Origin of the sequence: Hypericibacter sp. (assembly GCF_050729195.1) — a bacterium.
GTDB lineage: Bacteria > Pseudomonadota > Alphaproteobacteria > Dongiales > Dongiaceae > Hypericibacter.
This window is the reverse complement of the sequence record NZ_JBOHKS010000262.1, coordinates 47,045-70,228: the sequence shown is the minus strand read 5'-3', so window position 1 is coordinate 70,228 and position 23,184 is coordinate 47,045. Positions and strand designations below refer to the sequence as shown.

Here is a 23,184-nt window from a genome sequence, read left to right as displayed (position 1 = left end):
GCGGACCCTCACATCATGTTCGCGTCCATCGGGTCATGGAGCAGATCCGAGGAGAGCAGCACGGCCTGGGTCTTGCCGGTGTTCTTCCACCAGTGCGAGGTGTCGTGACTCTCGACCGCGACATCGCCGCTCTTGTGGATGATCGGCACCGAGCAGGTGCTCGCATATTCGGTCACTTCGCCGCTGACCACATAGATGATCGCCGGACGGTCGGCATGGCTGTGCCAGGGAACGATGCCGCCGGCCTGGATCACGAGCTTGCGCAGGCGGAAGGTGCGATCGTTGATCGCGGCCGGTTCCTTCGACAGATCGATCGAGCCGATGACCGTGTCGGTCACATCCTTGGGCATGGTGGCGCCGGGCTTCTGGCCCTGGCCTGCGGGAACCACCTTGTCGGCCGGGCAGCTGCCGGCGAAAGCCGGGATCGAGCCCGCCGACATCGCACCGGCGACGACGCCGGCCAATGCCAGGCCCCGCCAGACGGCGCGGCTGGTCCTGCTGTTCATGATCATGGAAAGGTCTCCTCTCTTCTCTTGGCTGAATGGGCGGCGTCTTCACCGCGACAACGGCTTGAGAATTGCGGAACCCCGGGCAACACGGAAATGCCGCCGCGCTCTGGTTTCCATAGCGGCCGGTCATGGGCCTGGTTAAGGACTTCGGTCCGCGCCTCGCCCGTCCGGGGGAATCGACGGCGACGGCCTCTCTGTGGCAGGCTCGATTCCCATGACGACTCGATTCGCCCTGGGCCAGCGGCTCGGCCTCACCCGTGCTCAAACCGATCTGTTGCTGCGTTTGCGCACGCCGGAGCGAATTCAGGACTTCATCACCTCGCTCAGCATCAATCACGAGCTGAACGGGGACAGCTGTCTCTCCGTCGTCGGCGTCCTCGATCATCGCCATGCACATTGCATCGAAGGCGCCTTCGTCGCCGCCTGTGCGCTATGGCTGCAGGGCGAGCCGCCGCTGCTGATGGACTTCCATGCGGAAGGCGATGACGATCATGTCGTCACGCTGTTCAAGCGCGGCGATTGCTGGGGCGCGATCTCGAAGAGCAACCATGTCTGGCTGCGCTGGCGCGATCCGGTCTATCGGACCTTGCGCGAGCTCGCGATCTCCTACATCCACGAATATGTGAACGAGTCCAAGAAGACCCTGCGAGCCTATTCACGGCCCTTCGACCTGCGCCGGGTGGCGCCGGAACGCTGGATCACCAACCCGGAGCCCTGCTGGGACGTCGCCGAGGAGCTCGACGGCATCCGCCATTACCGGCTGATCTCGAAGGCGCAGGCCCGGCGCCTGCGCGACCGGGACGATTTCGAGCAGCATCTCGGCCGCCAGGTCGAATTCATCTCGCCGAAGAAGCGGGGCGCCCGGGCCGCCGCCCGATCCTGAACGGCCGGGCATGCCCCCCGTGGCATAAACCGGGCGGCAAAATGACAGCGCAGTTAATCGCCTTCTCGTCCGTGTAGGTCAGGTACCGCAATTCCATCCGGCAGACCGTCAAAGACGGCAGCCCGGGATGCGGGACCGATACTCAGGAGAGAAGAATGAAGGACAAAATCCCAGCTCTCATCTCAAGCGGCCCGTCCGCGAAACGGCGACGGGCCGGACGCATGATGCTGGCCCTCGCCGCCGTCCTGGCAGTCCTGGCCGTCAGCAGCCCTTCCCGGGCTGACGATGACGACTGGAGCCATGGCAACCACTGGAATCAAGGCAATGGAGGCCATGGCAATGGGGGCCATGGTAACGACTGGAACCAGGGGAACGGTGGCAACGGTTGGAACAATGGCTGGAATAACGGCAACAAGCATCATGAGCAGGGCCGGGGATATTATGGAAAGCAGTATCCCAGTTACGGCTACTGGGCGCCTCCGCCGCCTCGTTACTACTATGCGCCGCCGCCGCGCTATTACTACCCGCCGCCGCCCCGGGTCTATTACGCCCCGCCTCCGCCGGTTTACGTCTATCCGCAGCCCGGCTTTCAGGTGGTGATCCCGATCCAGATCGACTGACGTACTGATCGCTCGTATCAGGAGACCCGGTCCATGGCGAGCTTCGGCGCCGCCTTGGACTGGGTCTTTTTCATGAGGGCCCGGCGCGACGCCACCGCCAGCGTGACACCGAGCGCCACGATCAGCACCCACCAGGCAGGCCTGATCCCGGCGGCGAAGCCGAGATTGGCCTCGAGCACCTTGAGGGCCGGCGCATGGGTCGCGACCGCGTACCAGCCGGCTTCGGTCAGAGCGGTCGCAATCGCCGACAGGCCCGCGAGCCCCAGCAGCGACGGGATGCTGCCGATCTCGCCGAAGCGATCCCAGAGCCGGTAGCCCATCAGCCAGAGGAAAAAGCCGGACATCAGGGCCGCGGGGTAGACATTGAGCTTCGCCTGCATGAAGAAATGGATCAGGGCCAGCACGCTCACCAGATAGACGATCCGATGCAGGGCCTGCCAGCGCTTGCCGCCCAGTCGGCGCACCCAGCCATCGGTCGAGGTGATGGCGAGCAGCATCAGTCCGAACAGCGCCACGAAGCCGATGGTGAGATAGATCCGCAGCCAGATCTCGCTGACGACGCGGATCAGATTCCAATTCTGATCGACGATATAGAGCCCCAGATGCAGGAGCCCATAGGCGAAGGTCGCGACACCCAGCATGCGGCGGACGAGGATGAGCGGCGCCCAGCGGAACAGCTTGCGGGCCGGGGTGATGGCGAGGGTGATCAGCAGGAACCGCACCATCCAGAGCCCGGCGAAATGGATCGCGGTGTTGAGGGGGCGTGCCCCGAGATCGTGCGTCAGGGCCAGCCAGGCGAGCCAGGCCGCCGGCAGGAACAGGCCGATGAAGACGAGGAGCTTCAGAAGCGACAATCGCCCCGCGCGGTCGTACCAAGGCGCCATGGGTCCAGGCTCTCTGCCGTTTGCGAGTCCCCCGCGCTGGTTTCGGCGGGCCAGCCTTAATTGGCGCGGAACGCACTGGAAATCACCACAACTCTACGTGAGATCGGCGCGAGCCGCACCCCGCCATGTTGGCAGGAGCGCCTCTAAACCCCTGCGCCAGGGCCCTGTCGGCCTCGCGAGCGAAGTCCCCGATCGAACCTGGATCAATTGTCGGGTGGCGGATGATCGGGATCGTTATCCGGGCCGACATCGCTCGTGGTCCAGCCGATCAGCAGCAGGACCAGCCAATGCGTCTCATAGGATTCGCCGTATTCGGGCGTGGATGAAGCGACCATCTTGCCGTCGGCGACGTTGTATCCGACGGCCGCGAATTTCGCGAGCCCCAGCCGCCGGTCGCGTTTGAAGAGCGCGATCTCCGGTGTGACGGCCTGCCCTGCCAGCGGGATCGGCAGGGTCATCTGCGGAATGCCGATCAGCAATGCATTCTGGTCCATGGAGAGGGCGCCCGCCCGGATCTCGACGATGTTCTCGGCCTTGGCCTTGTCGTCCACCAGCAGGCTGCCATGTTCGAGCAGATGTGCGCGGATCGCCGCGATCGCATATTTCGCGTCGACGCCGTCGAAGTTCGTCGCATCGACGAAGACCTTGGTGCCGGTCGGCATCTGCAGCGCCAGTTTGGTCGCGGCCCGCTCGGCCGCCGTCGATATCAGCAACTGCTCGGTCGCGGTCCGATCGGGATTGGACTGACGTTCGGTGGTGCAACCGCAAAGCGCCAGCGCCGCCACCATGCAGGGGAGAAGACATCGTTTCATTGCCTTGAGGATAGGAGAGTGGCGCCACGCTGACGCCCCTGCACGAGGTGGCAAAGCTGTGGCTGTCGAGCCTCAACATGAGTCGATTTTCAGGGAACCAATTCGAATCAGGCTCTAAGGCATCAGAACGCTCGACCCGACCGTGCTGCGCGATTCCAGTTGTCGGTGAGCTTCGGCCGCGTCGCGCAGCGGAAAGGTCTGATGCACCTGGACCATCACGCGGCCCGAGACGATCTCGGCAAACAGCGCATCGGCCGCCTGCTCGAGCTCCTCGTGCGTCGCGATATAGTCGAACAGCACCGGCCGGGTCGCCGTGAGAGAACCGTGGCCGGCGAGGTCGGACAGCTTGAAATCGGTGATCATGCCGGAGGACTGACCGAAGCTGACGAAATGCCCGAGCCTGCGCAAACATTTCAGCGAACCGCGATAGGTGTCCTTGCCGACCGAGTCATAAACGACATGGACACCCTTGCCCTCCGTGATCTCGGCGACGCGTTTGGCGAAATCCTCGGTCTTGTAGTTGATGACATGGGCGTAGCCATGCCGGCGGGCCAGCGCGGCCTTGTCGGCCGAGCCCACGGTGCCGATCGCGATGGCGCCCAGGCCCGCGAGCCACTGGCCGGCAATGAGACCCACGCCGCCCGCCGCCGCATGGAACAGCACATGCTGGCCGGGATGCACCCGGAAGGTGCGATGGAGAAGATAATGCGCGGTCAGACCCTTGAGCATGATGGCGGCCGCCACCTCGTCGCTGACGCCGGGCGGCAGCTTGACCAGCCGCTCGGCCTTCATCACGCGCGTCTCGCGATAGGCGCCCAGCGGCGTGGTGTAAGCCACGCGGTCGCCGACGGCGAGCTCCTTCACGTCCTTGCCGATCTCCTCGACGACACCGGCCGCCTCGCCGCCCGGAATCATCAGCTGGCCCTCGGGCCAGGGATAGAGACCGGATCGGAAATAGGTATCGAGGAAATTGACCCCAACCGCCGTCTGCTTCAGCAGGACTTCGTCCGGACCGGGACGGCCCGTGTCGACCTCGCGCCAGGCCAGGACATCCGGACCGCCGGGCTTGGTCGCGACGATTGCCATCGACATGGACGTCACCTCCCTAGCGCCGGCTGCGGGCCCTAGCTATGGGACCATTCCCAATAGAGCTTGCGGGCGAGCTGACCCATGGGGCCGAACTCGAACTTCCGGTCGTCGAACGCCATGATCGGCATGACCTTGGACATGTTGCCGGTCGAGAACACCTCGTCGGCAGTGCGAAAGTCGTCGATGCCGAGCACCGTCTCATGGACCTTGGTGCCGGCCTTGCGCAGCAGCTGGATCACGCGTTGGCGCGTCACGCCGTTGAGGAAGGTCCCGTTCGGGATCGGCGTGAAGACCTCGCTTTTACGCGCCAGGAAGATGTTCGACGTCGCCAGCTCCGCGGCATTGCCGTTGGCGTCGCAGCAGATCGCGTTGTCGAAGCCCTTCGCCTTGGCCTCGCGCAGCATCCGCGCATTGTTGGCATAGAGGCAGGCGGCCTTGGCATTGACCGGCATGGTCTCGATGGTCGGGCGCCGGAAGCGCGTCGTCGTCATGGTGAAACCCTTGGGCGGCGACATCGGGATTTCTTCCAGGCAGAGCGCGAAGGTCGTGGACTCGCCCAGCGGCGGCACCGACATGAACCCGCCCTCCTCCGCCCAATACATCGGGCGGACATAGAGCGCCGCGCCCTTGGAGAAATGCCGGAAGCCGTCGCGCGCGATCTCCGCGATCTCCTCCGCCTGCAATGTCGGAATCAGCCCGAAGGCTTCGGCGGAATCGCAGACCCGGCGGCAATGGAGGTCGAGGTCCGGAGCCACGCCTTCGAAATAACGCGCCCCGTCGAACACCAGCGAACCCAGCCAGGTCGCATGCGAGCGGGCGCCCAGGATCATGGTGTTGCCCTGCTGCCAGCGACCCTCGAAATAGGTCCAGGTGTTCGGTTGGTTGCCCATGGGCTGGCTCCGTCTATCGAATCTGGTCAGGTCGCAACGTGAAACTGCGGGTCAGTGGACCGCGGCGTACATGATCCGCTCCTCGGTGGCTTCGGCCGGCGTGAACTCTTCCACGATGCGGCCCTGGCGGCAGACGAGGATGCGATCCGAGATATTCAAGATCTCGGGAAGATAGGACGAGATCACCATCACCGCCAGCCCGTCATCGGCCAGCTTGTTTATCAAATGATGGATTTCAGCGATCGCCGCCACGTCGACACCGCGCGTCGGCTCGTCGAAAATCACCAGGCGCGGCTTCTGGATCAGCCCCTTGCCGATCACGACCTTCTGCTGATTGCCGCCGGAGAGCTCGATCACGCGGGCGTTGGGATCGATGGCTTTGATGGTGAGCGTCTTGGTCCAGTCCGCCGCCAGCTCCTTCATCTCCGAGCGGCTGATGATCGGCAGGCGGTTGAGGCCCGCGGCCAGCAGGCCAGAATAGAAATTCTCGGCGATCGACATGGTCTCGAAGAAACCCTCGGTCTTGCGGTCCTCGGTCACATAGACGATGCCGTCCTTCACCGCCGGGCTCGGCACGTTGTAGCGGACCGGTTTCCCCTCCAGCTCGATCTCGCCGCCACCCAGGAAATCGCGCTTCAAGATGCCGGCGATGATCTTCGCCGTCTCGGTGCGACCGGAACCGATCAGGCCGAAGACGCCGGTGATCTGCCCGTCATAGATCGAGAAGGAGGTGTTGCGAACGACAGCGCCCATGGAGATGTCCTGGACACTCAGCACCTTGGCGCCGGGCATCCGGGCCCCCTTGCGCTCAGCCCGCCGGCGATAGAGCTCGTCCGACATGGTGCGGCCGACCATGGCCCGCACGATCTTCTCGCGGTCGAAGCTCGAGGTCGCGTCGGTGACGACGCGCTCGCCGTCCCGCATCACGGTGATGCGGTCGGAAATCAGCAACGCCTCCTCGAGCGCATGGCTGATGAAGACGATCGAGACGCCGCGCGCCTTGAGACGGCGGATGAGGGCGAAGAAATGCCGCTTCTCTTCCGGCGTCAGAGATGCGGTCGGCTCGTCGAAGATGATGATCCGTGCGTTTAAACGGACAGCGCGCGCGATCTCCACCATCTGGCGCTTGGCGGCGCCCAGGGTCGCGACCGTGGCGGCGGGATCGACCGTGAAATTGAGCGACTGCAGGAACTGCTGCGCCGCGATGGTGATACCGCGCAGCCGGTTCAGGAACTTCTCGTCGCCGAGATAGAGATTCTGCGCCACCGTCATGGAGGGAACCAGGCTGGTCTCCTGGAACACCATGGCGATGCCCTGCTTCAGGGCCTCGGCCGGGGTGGTGAAGCCGATCGGCGCGCCGCGATAGAGCATCGTGCCCTCGGTCGGCTCGACCACGCCCGCCATCATCTTGGTCAGGGTCGATTTGCCGGCGCCGTTCTCGCCCACCAGCGCATGGACCTCGCCTTCCTGCAGGTCGAAATCGACCGACTTCACGGCCGGGATGCCGCGATAGGCCTTGGTCACCTTGCGCATCTCGAAAAGCGCGGTCACAGCGCGGCCCTCCCCGCGCCCGGCGCCGCGCCGACGGCGACGATGGCGTGGCCCCCCTTGGAGGCGGCCAGCACGCGGCCGCTGACCTCGATGACGCTGGTGATGCCATGGCGGCCGCCATTGGAACGGCTATGGAAGCTTTCGACCGGCTGCAACGCTTCGTCGAGCTTGACCACGAGCCCGTAGGAGCGGCTGGGCGCCCAGGGTTTGCGGATGCCCATGGTCCTGACGCTGCCGCATTGCAGCGGCTCGAGGAAGCTGACGCCCGAGGAAAGCGAGGGGGCGATCCAGAATTCGCGATCGATATCGCGCATCATGTCGGTGCGATAATCGTTCTCTTCCAGCACAAACTCGATCAGGCGATTGCGCGGCGCGAACAAGGCGAGCCAAGCGCCGCCATCGGGCGCCGGTGCCAGCCGCGACGGATAGCCGGGAAGCTTCGAGAGAACCGGCTGGGCCTGCCCGCGGCCATCGGCCGAAAGACGCAGCAGGCGATGGCGCCAGGATTCGGAGATCACCAGCCGATGGTCGGGCTCGACCAGGATTCCGTTGGGCCACGCCAAGCCGTGGGCGAGACAGGTTTCCGTGCCAGTCTCGAGATCGATCCGCCAGACCGAGCCGCTGGCGGCCTTCCCCATCAGATCGACCACCCAGTTGCTGGCGCGATGTCTCGCGGAGCCCTGCGTTACCAGGATGCTGCCCGGATGCGGCATGGCCAACGCTGTCGGGCAGACCAGACGATCCGGCCCGACCGATTTGAGCTCGCGCCCCTCGAGGGCGCCGCCCTTGAATTGGATCCGTCCGTCATCGAGGCCGATCGCGAGTCCGCCGTCGGGCGTGGCGGCCAGGGCCGTCACGGCGCAGCCGAACTGCGCCACCATCTCCGGGGTGGAGGAAAGTTGCCCCAGCGGCACCGCGAGCAAGGTGGAACCGCTGGAGAAATGCAGCCGGCCGTCAGCCACGACCAGATTGTCCGGCGCTTCGACCGCCAGCAGCGCCGCCGCATCGTCCAGCGCCGTGTTCGGCTTCAAGGCGCCATCCATCGGCGGGATGGTGACGGCCTTGCCGCGGAAAGGATCGAGCAGACGATTGATGAACATCAGGCCTTGCCTCCCCAGTAGGAGGACCAGCCCGTCCAGTTCGGGTCGGCGCCTTGGATCCGATAGCGACCGATACGGTTGTTGAGGATGCCGCCGATATAGAGATAGCCCTTATGCTCGCGCATCGAGGTCACCATCGGGTGGCTCTCGCCGCCGAGATCGCCCAATGCTTCGAGGATGCGGCCGCTCTCGTCGAACTTCACCACGCCGCCGGTGTTGATGTTCGGGAACAGCCATTCGTCCTGCGGCAGGCGGCGCGTCATGCGCTTGCGCATGCCGGGCTTGCGCAGCGCCAGGTCATAGCTCGGCGTGCGCATCCCGAGCCAGGCCATCCAGTAGGTGCCGTCCGAGGCGCGGTTGATATTGTCGGGATAGCCCGGCATGTCGCGGATCACGCATTCGAACTTGCCCTTGTTGGGCCCGTCGAACCAGTAGCGATGGACGCGGCAGGCCCAGGATTCGGCCATGAAGAGCGACTGCCCGTCATGGGCCATGCAGACCCCGTTGGCGTAGCGCAGGCCGCTGAGCAGGGTCTTGGTGCTGCCATCCTTCGGATCGTAAACCAGCAACCGTCCGGTGGGCCGCCCCTCGATGCTGTCCAGCGCCCAGTCATGCGCGTCATAGCGCGTGGTCGAATCCGTGAAGAAGATCCGGCCATCGGGCGCGATGTCGCAATCGTTGGGATCGCGCAGCCTCGCATCGTCCAGGATCGAGGTCCAGGAGCGGTTGGTCTCGGTCGAGAGCTGCGTGACCTTGCGATCCTGGTCGATCGAATAAAGGCCCATGGCGCCGACGCAGGTCTTGATCGCGCCGTCGCGGTCGATGGCGAGGCCCAGCGGGAAGCCGCCGATATGGGCGAAGACCTCCGAGCGCTTATAGTCCGGCGCCAGATAGCGGACGATCTCGCCATGGCGGGTGCCGGCATAGAGATTGTCCTGCTGGTCGAGGATCACGTCCTCCGGCCCTTCCAGCTCGCCGAGGCCGATCGGCTCCGCTTTGGAAAGCTTGTCGGAGAGAGCATAAGGCGTTCCCGAGCCCGGCAGCGCCGACTGGGTCTCGCCCATCTGGTGATGGATCGGCGTGACATAGATCTCGCTCAAGACCTTGTGCCGGTTCTTGAGCCAGCGGATGTCGAGCGTGACCGCGGCGCCCAGCAGCAGGCCCAGCACCATCTGGTTGAAGCCGGTGCCGAAACCCAGGCGGATGAGGCCGTTGGTCATCACCAGCACGATGATGGCGCCCATGACCGCCTTGGCGATCGAACCGCGACCGCCGCCCAGGCTGTTGCCGCCGACCACGACGGCCGTCAAGGCTGCGATCTCCATGCCGGCGCCCGTTCCCGGCCCCGCACCGCTCAGGCGGCAGGCGATCAGGAAGCCGGCGAGGCCGCAGCAGAGGCCGGAAATGACATAGGTCAGGAAGACGGTGCGCTTGACGCGAATGCCGGAATTGTAGGCCGAGCGCCGCGAGCCGCCGACCGCGAGAATGTGCCAGCCGGGCCGCGAGCGGGTCATGGCGATATGGGCGACGATCGCGATGACGGCGGCGGCGGCCACGGCGATCGACGGACCGTTTGGCGCCATGTCGCCGAAGATGGAGCCGTCGCCGACGAAATCCCAAAGATCCGAGGAGGCCTGCGAGGTCTGGATCTGGGTGTTGTAGTCGATCACCAGGATGTCGAATCCCGCACGACCGATGATCAGCGTGACCAGCGTCGTCAGGAAGGCGCGCAGGCGCATATAGCCGACCAGATAGCCGTTGATGCAGCCGAAGATCAGGCCGGTCAGCATGGCGGCGAGGAAGGCCACCCAGACCGGCTGGCCCCAGACGAAGAAGCAGGCGACCGCGGCGAAATTGGCGAGGGCGAAGATCGAGCCCACGGAAAGATCGATGCCGCCGCCCAGCACGACGATCGTGAGGCCGACGACGACGATGGAGAATTCGCCAAGCTGGCGCGTGGAATCGCTCAAGGAGGACGGCAGGAAGAAGCCCGGAATGGCACTCCCGAAGGCGACGATGGTCACGACCAACGCGACGAAGGGAATCGCATTGTCGGTCCAGCGCTTGGTCAGGATCTCGCCGATCAGATGATCGGGAATATAGTTGTAGCGCAGGCGGAGCGCCCGCTCTCGCAAGGTCATGAGCCGATCCGGTTGGGAAAAGCGGGAGCGGCCGGCCTATCGCGGCCGCTCCCCTTATCGAAGATGCGTCAGTACTGTCCGGCCTGCAGAGCCTTCACGTCCCAGCAGGTGGTCGGCTTCAGGTCGGCCTTCGTGGTCGCCTTCTCCAAGGTATAGATATAAGTCTTGGAGGTTCCCGCCGGCTGACCGCTCTGCAGCAGGAACTTGATGATCGCGTTCATGTCGCGCGACTGGTTGGCCAGATCGGTCATGACGACGGCACCGAACGTCCCGTCCTCGAGCGCCTTGCAGTCGACCATCTCGCCGCCGCCGGTCGTCACCAGGAAGACCTTGCCGTCGAGCTTGGCATCATGGATCGCGGCCGAAGCGCCCGTCGCGTCACCATCCCAGAAGTCGATGATGGCGCAGATATCGGGATTCTGCTGCAGCATGGTCGTGGTGACGTTGCGCGACGTGGTCGGATCCCAGTTCGAGAACGGCTTTGCGACCACCTTGAATTCGGGGTGCTTCGCCAGGACCTTCATGATGCCGTTATACTGATAGATCGAGGAGGCGTTGGCGGCGTCGCCCTGCACCAGGCCGATCTTCTTCGAGGAATTCTCGCCGCAGCCCGTGACAGCCGCTTCGGCCTCGAGCTGGCCCAGCCGATCCCAATCGCTGCCGACGAAGGCGTCGGCCGGATAGTTCATCGGGTTATCGATCAGGACCACAAAGATCCCATCCTTCTGCGCCTTCTTCAGCAGCTTGGAATAGGAGTTGAGGTCGGGCGAGTGGACCACCAGCACGTCCGGCTTCTGGCTGCCGGAGATCAGGTCGGTGATGGCCTGGGCGCCCGCACTGGTGTCCCAGTTCGGATCGCGGGTCTCGAACGTGCCGCCCCAACCCTCGACTTCGCGCTTCAGATAGGCCGACCAGCCCTGGGCCAAGTCGAAGCCCATCGCCATCGGCACCAGCACGACGCGCTTGCCTTCCAAGGCCTTCTGATAAGCGGCCGGCCCCGCATCGTCCTGGGCATTGGCCACGCTATTGACGGCCACCGTGCCCAGCAGCGTCAGGGCGACGGCAGTCAGCATTCCCTTGAGTTTCATGATGCACTCCCTTTCCTGTCAGATGATCTTTTGTGCGTGCCCGCTTCAGATGTCGCCTTGCTGCGCCGTTTGCTCGTCGCGTGGATTCAGCAGGCTGTCCACGATGATGGCGATCAGCAGGATCGTCGATTTGATGAGGTTCTGATAGACGTTGGAGAAGTCCAGGATGGTCATGGCGTTCTGCATGATGCCGATCAGCAGGGCGCCGACGACGACGTTGCGCATGCCGCCCTTGCCGCCGGAAAGCCCGATGCCGCCGATCACCACCACCAGGATCACGTCATAAAGCAGGGTCGAATTGACCACGCGGACATTGATGCTGTGCAGGCTCGATGCCGTGAGGATGCCGGCCGAGAAGGCGATCAGGGCGGAGATGACGTAGCGCAGCACGGTCATCGGCCGGACCGGGATGCCCATGTTGCGCGCCGCCAGGAAATTGTCGCCCATCAGATAGACGTAGCGGCCCCATTTGGTGAAGCGCAGGAACAGGAAGGCCAGGAAGGCGGCACCGGAGAAAATGAACACCTCGACCGGGATCTCGCCCAGGTTGATCTGGGCGAACTGGTCGATCCGGCTCGGCAGTTGCCCGAGCTCGTTGATCCAGTTCCCCGCCGGCACCGGGGTCGCGTCCTGCGCGATCAATTGCGAGCGGCAGAAACCGTAAACGAAGGCGCCGCTGGCCAGGGTCGCGAAGATCGCCGGCACGTCGGCATAGGCCACCATGAAACCGTTGATGAGGCCGATGGCGACGACGCCGGCGAGGGTCAGCGCCAGGGCCTCGCCGCCGGACACGCCGTTCTGCAGCATCTGCAGATACCAGGCGACCGACATCGCCATGATCGCGACCGCCGAAAGGTCGATGCCGCGCCCGATGATCACGATTCCCATGCCGACCGCGAGGATGCCCAGCACGCTGACGCTGCGCACGATGGCGATCAGATTGTCGGCCTGGAGAAAACCCGGGAGCGCGATCGAGCAGGCGATGAAGACGGCCAGCGCCAACGCGAAGACGATCCGCTCCTGAGACAGGTTCTTGAAGAGATTCACTCGCGCCAAAGCTGTCGACCCTGCTTCCCCTGTTTCGACCGGGGGCTGTCTTTTTCGGGCCCCGGAGGAACAACCGGGTCGAGCCCCTCGGTGAGACCGGCAGCGATGTTAGTAGAGGACTTTGGCGGGCGCCAGGGTCAGGACCGACAGACCCCCAGGATTTCCGGGGGTTAGGCATGATTCTGGGCCCAATCCGGTGAGACCGGTTCCGGGTGGCGGTTCGGCCTGGCGGCACCCCTGGCGAGGGGTCACGCCTGCTCGACCGCCCGGGCCACCGCCTCCCCCATTTCCCGGGTCGAGGCCTTGCCGCCCATGTCGGGCGTGAGGTTGTTGCTCGCGGCCAGGACGGAAACGAAGGCGCGTTCGACCGCGGCCGCCGCCTCGGCATGGCCCAGATGCTCCAGCATCATCGCGCCCGACCAGATCTGTCCGATCGGATTGGCGATGCCCTTGCCCGCGATGTCGGGCGCCGAGCCATGGACCGGCTCGAACATCGAGGGATGCTCGCGCTCGGGATTGAGATTGGCCGAGGGCGCGATGCCGATCGTGCCCGCGATGGCTGGCCCCAGGTCCGAAAGAATGTCGCCGAAGAGATTGCTCCCGACCACCACGTCGAAGCGCTGCGGATTGCGCACGAAATGCGCGGTCAGGATATCGACATGGTACTGGTCGGCGCGGACCGCCGGATAGCTCTTGGCCATCGCCGCGAAGCGCTCGTCCCAGAACGGCATGGTATGGATGATGCCGTTGGACTTGGTGGCCGAGGTCACATGCTTGGCCGGACGGGTTTTGGCGAGCTCGAAGGCGTAGCGCAGGATCCGGTCCACGCCATGGCGGGTGAAGACGCTTTCCTGCATCGCCATCTCGCGGTCGGTGCCGGCGAAGAGGCGGCCGCCGATCTCGGAATATTCGCCCTCGTTGTTCTCGCGCACGATCCAGAAATCGACATCGCCGGGCTTCACATCGGCCAGCGGCGAGCGCACGCCCTGCAGCAGCTTCACCGGGCGCAGATTCACATATTGCTGGAAGGTCCGGCGGATCGGGATCAGCAGGCCCCAGAGCGAGACATGGTCGGGAACGCCGGGGAAGCCGACGGCGCCCAGGAAGATCGCGTCATGCTTCGCGATCTGCTGGAGCCCGTCCTCCGGCATCATGCGGCCGGTCTTGCGGTAGGTCTCGCAAGACCAGTCGAAGTGATCCCACCGGAATTCGATCCCGAAACGGCGCCCCGCCGCATCGAGCACGCGGATCCCTTCCGGCACGACCTCCTTGCCGATGCCGTCGCCTGGGATGACGGCGATGCGATGTCGGGCTGTCATCCCTGCTGACGGAGCCAGGCTTGCGCGTCGTCGAGCGTCTTGCGGAAGCGGCTGATCATCTCCTCGATCTGCGCCGCATCGATGATGAGCGGCGGGCAGAAGGCGATGCTGTCGCCGATGGCGCGGATGATGAGCCCGTGGTCATGGGCGCGCTCGAAGACCCAGCTTCCCACCTTGCCGATCGGATCGAACGGCTTCTTGGTCGCCTTGTCCGCCACCAGCTCGACCGCGGCGATGAGCCCCATGCCGCGCACCTCGCCCACCAGCGGATGATCGCTGAGGCGCCGCAAGCCGTTCTGCAGCACCGGCGCCATCGCCGCCGCATTCTGGATCAGCTTGCGCTCCTCGATGATGTTGAGATTCTCCATCGCCACCGCGAGCACGACCGGGTGTGCGCTGGCGGTGAAGCCATGGCCGAAGGATCCGATCTTGTTGCTGTTGTCGGCCACCGCCTGATAGATGGCGTCGGTGAACAGGATCGCCGCCAGCGGCTGATAGGAGGAGGTGATCGCCTTCGACAGCACCATCATGTCCGGCTTGATGTTGAAGGTTTCGCAGGCAAAGGTCTTGCCGGTGCGCCCGAAGCCGTTGATGACCTCGTCGGCGATGATCAGCAGGTCGTATTTGCGGCAGACCTTCTGGATCTTCTCCCAATAGGTCTTGGGCGGCACGATCACGCCGCCCGCCCCCATCAGCGGCTCGCCGATGAAGGCCGCCACCGTGTCGGGGCCCTCGCGCAGGATCAGATCCTCGAGGTCCTGGGCCATGCGCGTCGCGAAATCCTCCTCGCTCTCTCCGTCGCGCCCGAAGCGGTAATAGTGCGGGCAGGAGGTGTGCAGGATGTTGGCGATCGGCAGGTCGAAATCGCGGTGATTGAGCGGCAGGCCCGTCAGGCTGCCCGAGGCGATCGTGATCCCGTGATAGGCCTTGATGCGCGAGATGATCTTCTTCTTTTTCGGGCGGCCGATCGCGTTGTTGTAGTACCAGACCAGCTTGATGGCGGTGTCGTTCGCCTCGGAGCCGGAGTTGGTATAGAAGACCTTCGACATCTTGACGGGCGCCATCTTGACGAGGCGCTCCGAGAGCTCGATGCCCGGCATATGCGATTTGTGGCTGAAGGAGTGGTAATAGGGCAGCTTCTCCATCTGCGCCGCCGCCGCCTTCGCCAGCCGCGGCTCGCCGAACCCGATCGCGACGCTCCAAAGCCCGGCCAGCGCCTCGATATATTCGTTGCCCTGGTCGTCATAGACATAGATGCCCTTGCCGCGCTCGATGATGCGCGGGCCGACCTGCTCATGCCGGCGCGCATTCGTCACCGGATGGAAGAAATAGGCGATGTCGCGGGCGGCGGGGGAATTCGGAATGGTATCCATCGGGTGGGTCCAGTTCGAGGGTTTGAGTAGGGTCTGGGTTTCCGAGGGCCCGGCGGGACCTCGTCACATCGGTTCCAGGCTATCAAGGCTGCAGAGACGATCGAGCCGCCGGCGCAGGGCCTGGGCCGCCTCGATGTCGATTTCGGTGAACCTGTATATATCGCCAGGCCGCGATTGGGCCAGTTTCCAAAATGTCGCCGTTGGCACGGTGTAAGGATTGATGAACCCCCCGGTGCTGGGGGCATCGTTCACCAGGATGATCGGCGTCTGGCCAGCCAGGTTGATGGCCCCCAGGGGATAGCCGTGATCCAGTATATTCGAAGGGTGCTGCCCATGTTCCGGGCGCTTGTCGTAGGCGCGCGGTGCGAAGGTGAACTCCGGCCCGGTCAGGCGCAGGCCTGTCCTGTTACTCTTGGCCTGCAGCTTCCAGTCGCTGGCAAAGAACCGGTGATGGCCCTCCTCGTCGATCCAGTCGTCATTGGGCCCGCGGACGACCTCGATCTGCCAATCGCGCCGCGCCCGGATGTCAGGCCGGTGATCCGGACGGACCTTGCGCCGCGGCACGGCTCTGCCCTTGCCCACCGGCAGCGACTGGCCGGCCTTGACCGCGTAGCCCTCCACCCCACCCACGCCGGCCATGTGGAAGGTCGACCGCGAGCCCAGCACCGGCGGCGTGTCGATCCCACCGGCAATCGCGATATAGGCGCGGGCCCCCACCGCAGCCGATCCCAATGTCAGCACCTGCCCCGGCTGGACGGGGACGCTGGTCCAGTTCTCGATCGGCTCGCCGTCGAGCTTCGGCTTCATATCGGCGCCGGTCACAGCGATCACCGTGGCCCTGTCGAAACGCAGCGAGGGCCCGATGAACTGGCATTCCAGCGCCGCCGATTCCGCCTCATTGCCCACCAGGAGATTGGCCAATCGGAATGACCAGGAATCCATCGGCCCCGAAGGTGGGAACCCCTGCTCCCAATAACCGATCCGACCGGGCAGATCCTGCACCGAGGTCTCCAGGCCAGGGGCAACGACGCCGATCATTGCGCGGCTTCCCGCTGCGGCGGCGCGATTTCGGCCAGCCAGGACTGGTAGCCGCGGATGGAGAATTTCTGGTAGTCGGCGAACTGATGCTCGTAGCTGCCATCGTCGACACGCGCGGCGATCTCGTCATATTCCGCGCGATCGACTGGAACGAAGCGCACGCGATCACCCGCCTTGAACAAGGCCAGGCTCGATTTGAAGGCCTTCAGCCGCTGCAACCGGTCCCAGATCGGCATCGGCGTGCGCGCGAAGATCTGGTAGCCGCCGGGCGTCTGGTCCGGATAGATGCAAGTCAGCGCGCCACCGAGCCCGATGGTGCCCTTGGGCGTCCAGGTCCGCGGTGGATTGTATTTGGGCGCCGTCAGGCGGCAGCGGGGATCGAGCGGCATGAGCGAGCAGAGTCCAGGCCAGAAGCCCAGCGCTGCCACCCAATATTCCGTGCCGGAATGCACCTGCTTGAGATGGGCGCGATCCTTGAGGCCGTTCATCCGCACCAGCAGATCCGGGTCCGGCTCCTTGTCCGCGAGCTTGGTGCGATAATCCTCGGTGCACTCGCGGGTCCAGGGGTCGAAATAGAGGATCGGCACATAGTAGAGACGGCTCGTCAGCTCAAGCGAGCTGAGATCGCCGATCGAGGCGCGCAGCATCAGCAGCTCTTCCGTCAGATCGCGATACGAGATCAAATCCGGGTCATAGGAGACCTGGATCGAGGCCATCTCGGGAATGAGTTCGACCACGCCCCTGACGCGGCTCTCGCGGATCCGGTTCGCCAGCGTATGGACCAGAAAATTCAGCTCGAAGCTCATCTCGTCACCGAGCTCAAACTCGATGATGCGGTCGCCCCCAGGTGCAAATCTGGGCCGGTCATAGATCATCGGACGGCCTCGCTCAGCGGCATCCCCTTTGACCCGCGCGAACTCAGTGCGCGAGTTGATCCTTCACGGCCGCATGAACCGCCTTGGCCACGGCCACGGCACCCGGCGTGTCGCTATGGACACAGATCGTGTCGGCGACGACGGAAACATCCTTGCCATCGAGCGCCCGTGTCTTCCCTTCGCGAATCGCGCGCATGACTTTCTGCGCGGCGGCTTCGGGTGCAACCGGATCATGCGTCATGGTGATCACCTGCCGGCCCTCGCCGTCATAGTCGAGGTCGGCATAGAATTCACAGCTGAACTCCACACCGCGCTGCGTGAAGACATCGGACATGACGCAATTGGCATAGCCGATTACCGGCAGCTTCAAGGCCAGGGCCGCATCGGCAATACCGTTGGCAACGGCCTCATTCTTCTGCGCCATGCCGAAGAGCGCGCCATGCGGCTTGATATGCGACATCGGTATATCCTCGGCATCGAGAAAGGCCTGCAGCGCACCGACTTGGTAGAGGACCAGGGCAGCGACCTCCTTTCGCGACAGCTTGATCTCGCGCCGGCCGAACCCTTCCCGGTCGGCCAGCCCGGGATGCGCGCCGATCTTGAGGCCGTGGCGCTTCGCCGCCGCGACCGTTTTCCACATCACCATGGGGTCCGAGGCGTGAAAGCCGCAGGCAATGTTCACATGCGTGACATAGGGCATGCAGGCTTCGTCATCGCCCAACCGGTAGATGCCGTAGGCTTCGCCCATATCGCAATTGATCGTAACGGTCATTTTCCATCTGCCTCGTGACGTGCAAGCTGCCTCGTGACGTGCAAGCTTCCGGCGGCGCTCGCCGGCAGCGGCCTGGGGGCGTCCTCGATCATGTCGGCATGCTGGGCGCCAACCTAGATTCATGTTATATGATATATCACTATCGCAAAGTGATTTCCGCCCGGATACCCGATTTCGGTCTATTCTGGGTTCAATAGCGAGTCCCGGCCCCGGCCAATGCGGGTCGCGGCGAGAGTGGGAATCATGGCCAAGATCGAACATCAAACGCTCAACGACCGCGCCTACGCGGCCATCAAGAAGGGACTGATGTCGGGGCAGTTCAAGCCAGGCGAGGTGTTGACGATCCGCCAGCTTGCCCATGATTACGGCATCTCCGCCACGCCGGTCCGCGAGGCCTTGCAGCGGCTTGTCGCCGAGCATTCGCTCGATTTGTTGCGCAATCGGTCGATCGCGGTGCCCATCCTCACGCTCGACAAGTTCGTCGAGCTCCGCCGGATTCGTTGTCTGCTCGAAGGACTGGCAGCCGAGCTCGCCACGCCCAATTTTCGCGACAGCGATATCGCGCGCCTGGAAAGCACCATCGTCGAGATCGACCGCGACATCAAAGACAAGAATGCCGCCGGCTATCTGAAGCGGAACGAGAAGTTCCATTTCGTCATCTATGAGCGGGCACAGTCGCCCCACACGCTTCAAATCATCCAGGATCTCTGGACCCAGGTGGGGCCTTTCCTCTACTGCTTGTTCGAAGACACGGACTATCTGCGCGAGGCCAATGACGGTCATCGCAAGATCGTCACCGCGATCAGCAGTGGCAACCCGGCAGCGGTGCGCGACAGCGTCGTCTGGGACATCTCCGAAGCGGCAGAGAGTCTGATGGGGCGCCTGCGGGAAATGGAGGCAGAGGCGGCACTCAAGAACGGTCCAGCTTCACAAACAGTACCCAGAAAAAACCGGCCAGCAGCGGCAAGGTCACCGTCAGGACAAGGCTCGACAGCGCGAAGATGATCGGCACCTGGGACTGCTGCGACGCCGCCATCAGCCAGTTCCAGATCGGCATGGTGGTATCGGTGCCGCGCAGGAAGACCGAGCGCAGCACTTCGTTGAACGACAGCAGAAAGCCGAACAGGCCGGCCCCGACGATCCCCGGCCGCAGGATCGGGAACTCGATATCCCAGAATCGCTCCCATTTCGAAGCGCCGAGGTCCTCGGCCGCCTCCAGCAGGCGGTGATCGAACTTCGTCGCCAGCACCAGCACCGTCAGGAGCGAGAACGGGAGGGCCCAGACGATATGGCCCAGGAAGATCGCCCAGAATCCCAGCTTCAGCCCCAGGAACGAGCGCAGGAAGATGAAGAGCGCCGCCCCCATCGTCATGCCCGGCACGAAAAGCGGCAGGACTGCCAGCAGCACCACGCCGCCTGGCCGCCGGAGCTGGGGAATCGCCCGCCCTACTGCGGTCGCCACGATCATGCAGATCAGCCCGACAGCGAGCGCCAGCAGGAGGCTGACACCGAAGGGTTCGGCCCAGCGCCGGTCCTCGAACAAGGCGGCATAGTTTTCCAGGGACAGCGGAAAGGGAATGCCGGAGAGCGGCCGTTCGCTGATCGACATCAGGGCGAGCCAGATCAACGGAAAGTAAGTCAGGGTGAGAACGGCATAGCCGCCCCATTTGGCAAGCTTCGGCCAGCCGCGCCAGTAGCTGGGGCCCCGCTGCACGACAGGCGCCGCCGGGAAGGTCAAGGCCATGCCGACATCCGCCGCCATCGCGTCAGCTCCGCATCACTTTGAAGGAAGCGCCGAGATCGGCCACCCGGCGCGAGAGCAGAAGGAGAAGCCCCAACAGAACCGCCAGGATCAGGATCACGAAGGTCGAAAGCGCGGCGACCACGGGATATTTGAGCGCGGTATAGGCGCTCTCGACCGAATTGCTGAGGAGATTGACGAAGCCACCGCCCAGCATCCCCGGCTCCACCCAGGCCGCCAGCGCCGGTCCCAGCGTGAAGACGACACCGGCGATGATTCCCGGCAGGGACAGCGGGATGATGACGTTCAGCAGCGTCTGTAAGGGGCTGCCGCCCAGATCGTTGCTCGCCTTGATCAGATCGTCGTCGATGAAGGTCATGGCGAGATAGATCGGCAGTACCATGGTCGGGAAGTAGGGCGCGATCATGCCGAAATGGACCGAGAACTCGCTATAGAGCATCCATTCCATCGGCTGATCGGTGATCCCCAACCCCATCAGCAGGCTGTTGATCAAGCCTTCACGGCCCAGAATGGCGCGCCAGACGATGGTCCGCGACGACATGTCGAGGAAGAAGGGAATGGTGAGCAGCGTCAGAACCGCCGCCTGCACCGATTTGTAGCGGCACCCCTTGGCAAGCCAGAGCGCGAAGGGAAAGCCGCAGACCAGTTCGATCAGGGTCACCGTCAATGCAATGCGCACGGTGCGAATGGCCACTTCCCACCGCCCGGATTCGAAGAGGGTCATCCAGGTCTTGAGCGACGGGTCATAGACGGTGACGAAGGTCCTGGTCTCGAAGAAGCTATAAGCGAACAACACCAGCAGCGGAAGAATGACCAGGCCGATCCAGACCACAAGGAACAAGGCCGTCACGATTCGGGCGCCAGACAACGCCGAATAGCGCTGAGCGAAGGAATGTTGCCCAGGTAACGCAAGGCTCATGCGGTTCTCTAAGTCCCTCATGTGAAACAGATGCGGGATCGGGAAACAGGGAAACCCGATCCCGCTTTGCCTCAGCCCTTCTCAGGCATTGAGGAAGCGCTGCCACTCCTCTTCCATCGCATCCGCGTTCGTCGGCGTCGTGGTGCTGACGAAGGGCTTCTGGAACTTGCGCTTGACCTTGGCCTCGGTCGCCTTCAGGGCGTCGATCTGGTCCTGCGCCCATCCCTGCTTCTGCGCGTACTCGACGCCCAGATCCATGTTCGGGCCGGCATAGCCGCGATCCCGGGCCTGAAGCGCGCGGTACTCGCCGCCGAGGAAGTAGTTCAGAACCTTATAGACGTCGTTGATGTTGCCGCGATCGGCGACCTGCTTGGCGACATAGGCGCCGTGCCCCCACTTGAAGTAGCCTTCCTTGGTGTAGGCGTAGCGCACCGTGCCGGCACCCAGCTTGTTGTTGGCCTCGCGCGTCGCCGGCTCCCAGCAATTGATCATGTCCACTTCGCGGTTGGTCAGAAGCTGAACCTGCTCCTCGAAGGCGGAATGAAGCGTGCGGAACTGACCCGCCTTCTTCCGCGCCACGAGATAATCGACGACGGCCCTCGCCTCCTCCTTCGTCATGTCGGCCACGTCCTTGATCTGCGTCTTGCCCGACTGCTGCAGATAGAGGGCCGCTTCTGGCATGGAGTAGGTCCAGGTCTGGTCGTAGGCGACGCGGCCACGGGTCTTGTCGCTCTCGAAGAACATCTCCCAGGAGATGTCCTGCTCGCCGCTCGCCTCGGCGCCGATCTTGTCGGGGAAATAGCCGAAGCTGTCGGCATTGCCGATGACTGGCACGCCATATTGCTTCCCGTCCTTCCCCATCACGACTTCGGAGTGTTTCCATTCGTCCGGCGTGCGGTCCCAGAGGGTCAGCTCGGGGTTCTTCTCGTCGATCACGAGATAGATGCCCTGGGGCCCGAGGATGTCCTCGGTGCCGGATTCGAAGATGAAGATGTCGACTTTGTCGCCGAGCTGCGAGGCGACGACATCGCGCAGATAGACGCCGACCGAGTTGTTCGTGCCGGTGAAATCCATATCGATGCCGATCGACTTGGACATGATCGACCAGTCCTTGAGCTGGGCGGTCGTGACGCCATAGCCATGGACCACCGGGTTGGCCGCCATGGCCTCGCCGGGCGCTGCGACACGCGTCGCAACGGCGCCGACGCCGGCCGCCGCCATCGCCTTCAGGAAATCGCGTCGCAGCAATTCAAGCTGGGTGAACGTCCCCTTGGTCTTACTCATGGTCTCCTCCTGTCCATGGGCTTTGTTTTGGATCCGGTTTGCCCTATGCCGGTATGATCACGCAGTCCGTCATGCTCCAGGTCACGGCGTCGAAATCCTCGACCGGGGTCGAGCGATCCCAGACGCGCAGGCGTATCGTTCCGATCGACGTGGTAGCCGCCTGATCCACATACTTCCCGCGATAGGTCCGCGGACCTGGGGCAGCCTCGATCAGATTTTCCTTGGCGCCGGACTGACCCTGGCGCACCGGCATGAGCCGCTCGGCCCGGACGGCGATCAGAACGCGGTCCCCTTGGCGCGGCTCGGCCGGCGCGGTCCAGATGCCGCTGATGACATGGGTCCCGATCTCGACGATCACACGGCCCGAGCTGATCTCGCGCACCACGGCCGGAATGATGTTCTCGAATCCCATGAACTCGGCTGCGAAGCGGCTGACCGGCCGGTCGAACAGCGCCTCGGGCGAGCCGCTCTGCTCGATCCGACCCTTGCGCATGAGGATGACACGGTCGCTCATGGTCAGGGCTTCTTCCTGACTATGGGTGATATAGACGAAGGTCATGCCCAGCGTGCGATGCAGCTCGACCAGCTCCGACTGCATCTCCTGGCGCAGCTTCTCGTCGAGCGCGCCCAGCGGTTCGTCGAGCAGCAGGATCGCCGGCCGCGTCACCAGAGCGCGCGCCAGGGCCACGCGCTGGCGCTCGCCGCCGCTCAGTTGGTGAATGCGGCGATCGGCTTTGTCCGCCAGCTGGACCAGCCGCAACGCATCGAGCGCTCGCGACAGGATCTCCGATTTGGGAACGCCGCGAACCTTCAGCCCATAGCCGACATTCTCGCCGACCGACATGTGGGGGAAGAGCGCGTAGTTCTGGAAGACGGTCGTGCAGTTGCGCATCGATGCCGGCTTGTCGGAGACATCCTGGCCATCGATCGCCAGGCGCTCGATCCGGCTCGGGCGCTCCAGGCCCGAGATGACCCGAAGCATGGTCGTCTTGCCGGAACCGCTGGCGCCGAGGATGGTCAGGAACTCGCCGCGCTCCGCTGTCAGCGAGACGTTATCGAGCGCCACCACCGGTCCATAGGCATGGGTGGCCCCGACCACTTCCAGCATCGGACGGCTGTCACCGGCCTCGGCGACAGCCCCCTCGCGCCCGGGCCGCGGACGGGCACGCGGCGGCCGCGCGATCGCGCCCGTCTGGGTTTCCTTCACCACGATTCCCCGGCCGGAAAC

The 23,184-nt window shown here is 64.2% G+C and carries 22 protein-coding genes; 3 read left to right on the top strand and 19 right to left on the bottom strand.

Annotation, left to right across the window (positions count from 1 at the left end):
• Positions 1–8 precede the first annotated feature (8 nt).
• Positions 9–506 carry a cupin domain-containing protein gene (locus ACREE8_RS21200; RefSeq protein ID WP_431575008.1) on the bottom strand — a complete coding sequence of 166 codons (498 nt, stop codon included), beginning with the start codon at positions 504–506 and terminating at the stop codon, positions 9–11.
• 217 nt (positions 507–723) lie between these two features.
• Between ACREE8_RS21200 and ACREE8_RS21195 the strand changes: the two genes are divergently transcribed.
• Together ACREE8_RS21195 and ACREE8_RS21190 are read left to right on the top strand one after the other, a co-directional pair.
• Positions 724–1,392, top strand: coding sequence for a hypothetical protein (locus ACREE8_RS21195; protein ID WP_431575007.1), 669 nt, complete (start codon positions 724–726; stop codon positions 1,390–1,392).
• Between the two features lie 155 nt (positions 1,393–1,547).
• Positions 1,548–2,012, top strand: a complete 465-nt coding sequence (locus ACREE8_RS21190; protein WP_431575006.1) for a hypothetical protein — start codon at positions 1,548–1,550, stop codon at positions 2,010–2,012.
• A gap of 17 nt (positions 2,013–2,029) precedes the next feature.
• Here the strand turns inward: ACREE8_RS21190 and ACREE8_RS21185 are convergent, their stop codons facing one another.
• From ACREE8_RS21185 to pxpA, 14 genes are all read right to left on the bottom strand, one after another.
• Positions 2,030–2,896: a sulfite oxidase heme-binding subunit YedZ gene (locus tag ACREE8_RS21185; protein WP_431575005.1), complete on the bottom strand. Its 867-nt coding sequence runs from the start codon at positions 2,894–2,896 to the stop codon at positions 2,030–2,032.
• A 203-nt stretch (positions 2,897–3,099) separates the two neighbouring features.
• Complete coding sequence (locus tag ACREE8_RS21180) at positions 3,100–3,684, bottom strand: DUF6655 family protein (RefSeq protein WP_431575004.1); 585 nt, start codon at positions 3,682–3,684, stop codon at positions 3,100–3,102.
• A 138-nt stretch (positions 3,685–3,822) separates the two neighbouring features.
• On the bottom strand, positions 3,823–4,800 hold the full coding sequence (locus ACREE8_RS21175; protein WP_431575003.1) for a quinone oxidoreductase family protein: 978 nt from the start codon (positions 4,798–4,800) through the stop codon (positions 3,823–3,825).
• 32 nt (positions 4,801–4,832) lie between these two features.
• Positions 4,833–5,687, bottom strand: a complete 855-nt coding sequence (locus tag ACREE8_RS21170) for a branched-chain amino acid aminotransferase (RefSeq protein ID WP_431575002.1) — start codon at positions 5,685–5,687, stop codon at positions 4,833–4,835.
• 51 nt (positions 5,688–5,738) lie between these two features.
• Entirely contained in the window at positions 5,739–7,238 is a 1,500-nt protein-coding gene (locus ACREE8_RS21165; protein ID WP_431575001.1) for a sugar ABC transporter ATP-binding protein, read from the bottom strand.
• Complete coding sequence (locus ACREE8_RS21160; RefSeq protein ID WP_431575000.1) at positions 7,235–8,338, bottom strand: SMP-30/gluconolactonase/LRE family protein; 1,104 nt, start codon at positions 8,336–8,338, stop codon at positions 7,235–7,237. Before ACREE8_RS21160 ends, ACREE8_RS21165 begins: the two co-directional genes overlap by 4 nt.
• The gene (locus ACREE8_RS21155; RefSeq protein ID WP_431574999.1) at positions 8,338–10,479 is read right to left on the bottom strand and encodes an ABC transporter permease; all 2,142 of its coding nucleotides are present in this window, start codon (positions 10,477–10,479) and stop codon (positions 8,338–8,340) included. The genes ACREE8_RS21160 and ACREE8_RS21155 overlap by 1 nt, the downstream gene beginning before the upstream one ends.
• A gap of 68 nt (positions 10,480–10,547) precedes the next feature.
• The gene (locus ACREE8_RS21150; protein WP_431574998.1) at positions 10,548–11,567 is read right to left on the bottom strand and encodes a sugar ABC transporter substrate-binding protein; all 1,020 of its coding nucleotides are present in this window, start codon (positions 11,565–11,567) and stop codon (positions 10,548–10,550) included.
• A gap of 45 nt (positions 11,568–11,612) precedes the next feature.
• Positions 11,613–12,614 (bottom strand): ABC transporter permease, encoded by a 1,002-nt coding sequence (locus tag ACREE8_RS21145; RefSeq protein WP_431575020.1) that lies wholly within the window; start codon positions 12,612–12,614, stop codon positions 11,613–11,615.
• A gap of 248 nt (positions 12,615–12,862) precedes the next feature.
• The gene (locus ACREE8_RS21140; RefSeq protein WP_431574997.1) at positions 12,863–13,933 is read right to left on the bottom strand and encodes a tartrate dehydrogenase; all 1,071 of its coding nucleotides are present in this window, start codon (positions 13,931–13,933) and stop codon (positions 12,863–12,865) included.
• Positions 13,930–15,306 (bottom strand): aspartate aminotransferase family protein, encoded by a 1,377-nt coding sequence (locus tag ACREE8_RS21135; RefSeq protein WP_431574996.1) that lies wholly within the window; start codon positions 15,304–15,306, stop codon positions 13,930–13,932. Before ACREE8_RS21135 ends, ACREE8_RS21140 begins: the two co-directional genes overlap by 4 nt.
• Positions 15,307–15,369: 63 nt before the next feature.
• Positions 15,370–16,344 (bottom strand): biotin-dependent carboxyltransferase family protein, encoded by a 975-nt coding sequence (locus ACREE8_RS21130; RefSeq protein WP_431574995.1) that lies wholly within the window; start codon positions 16,342–16,344, stop codon positions 15,370–15,372.
• The gene (locus tag ACREE8_RS21125) at positions 16,341–17,219 is read right to left on the bottom strand and encodes a 5-oxoprolinase subunit B family protein (RefSeq protein ID WP_431574994.1); all 879 of its coding nucleotides are present in this window, start codon (positions 17,217–17,219) and stop codon (positions 16,341–16,343) included. Before ACREE8_RS21125 ends, ACREE8_RS21130 begins: the two co-directional genes overlap by 4 nt.
• Positions 17,220–17,262: 43 nt before the next feature.
• Positions 17,263–17,991, bottom strand: a complete 729-nt coding sequence (pxpA, locus tag ACREE8_RS21120) for a 5-oxoprolinase subunit PxpA (RefSeq protein WP_431574993.1) — start codon at positions 17,989–17,991, stop codon at positions 17,263–17,265.
• A gap of 216 nt (positions 17,992–18,207) precedes the next feature.
• Between pxpA and ACREE8_RS21115 the strand changes: the two genes are divergently transcribed.
• On the top strand, positions 18,208–18,996 hold the full coding sequence (locus ACREE8_RS21115; protein ID WP_431574992.1) for a GntR family transcriptional regulator: 789 nt from the start codon (positions 18,208–18,210) through the stop codon (positions 18,994–18,996).
• Here the strand turns inward: ACREE8_RS21115 and ACREE8_RS21110 are convergent.
• From ACREE8_RS21110 to ACREE8_RS21095, 4 genes are all read right to left on the bottom strand, one after another.
• Positions 18,902–19,753 (bottom strand): ABC transporter permease, encoded by an 852-nt coding sequence (locus tag ACREE8_RS21110; protein ID WP_431574991.1) that lies wholly within the window; start codon positions 19,751–19,753, stop codon positions 18,902–18,904. The two genes, ACREE8_RS21115 and ACREE8_RS21110, sit on opposite strands and share 95 nt — an antisense overlap.
• A 4-nt stretch (positions 19,754–19,757) precedes the next feature.
• Positions 19,758–20,603 carry an ABC transporter permease gene (locus ACREE8_RS21105; RefSeq protein WP_431574990.1) on the bottom strand — a complete coding sequence of 282 codons (846 nt, stop codon included), beginning with the start codon at positions 20,601–20,603 and terminating at the stop codon, positions 19,758–19,760.
• Between the two features lie 150 nt (positions 20,604–20,753).
• Positions 20,754–21,956 (bottom strand): hypothetical protein, encoded by a 1,203-nt coding sequence (locus tag ACREE8_RS21100; RefSeq protein ID WP_431574989.1) that lies wholly within the window; start codon positions 21,954–21,956, stop codon positions 20,754–20,756.
• Between the two features lie 43 nt (positions 21,957–21,999).
• A complete protein-coding gene (locus ACREE8_RS21095) occupies positions 22,000–23,163 on the bottom strand; it encodes an ABC transporter ATP-binding protein (RefSeq protein ID WP_431574988.1) in 1,164 nt (387 codons plus the stop codon).
• Positions 23,164–23,184: the final 21 nt, after the last annotated feature.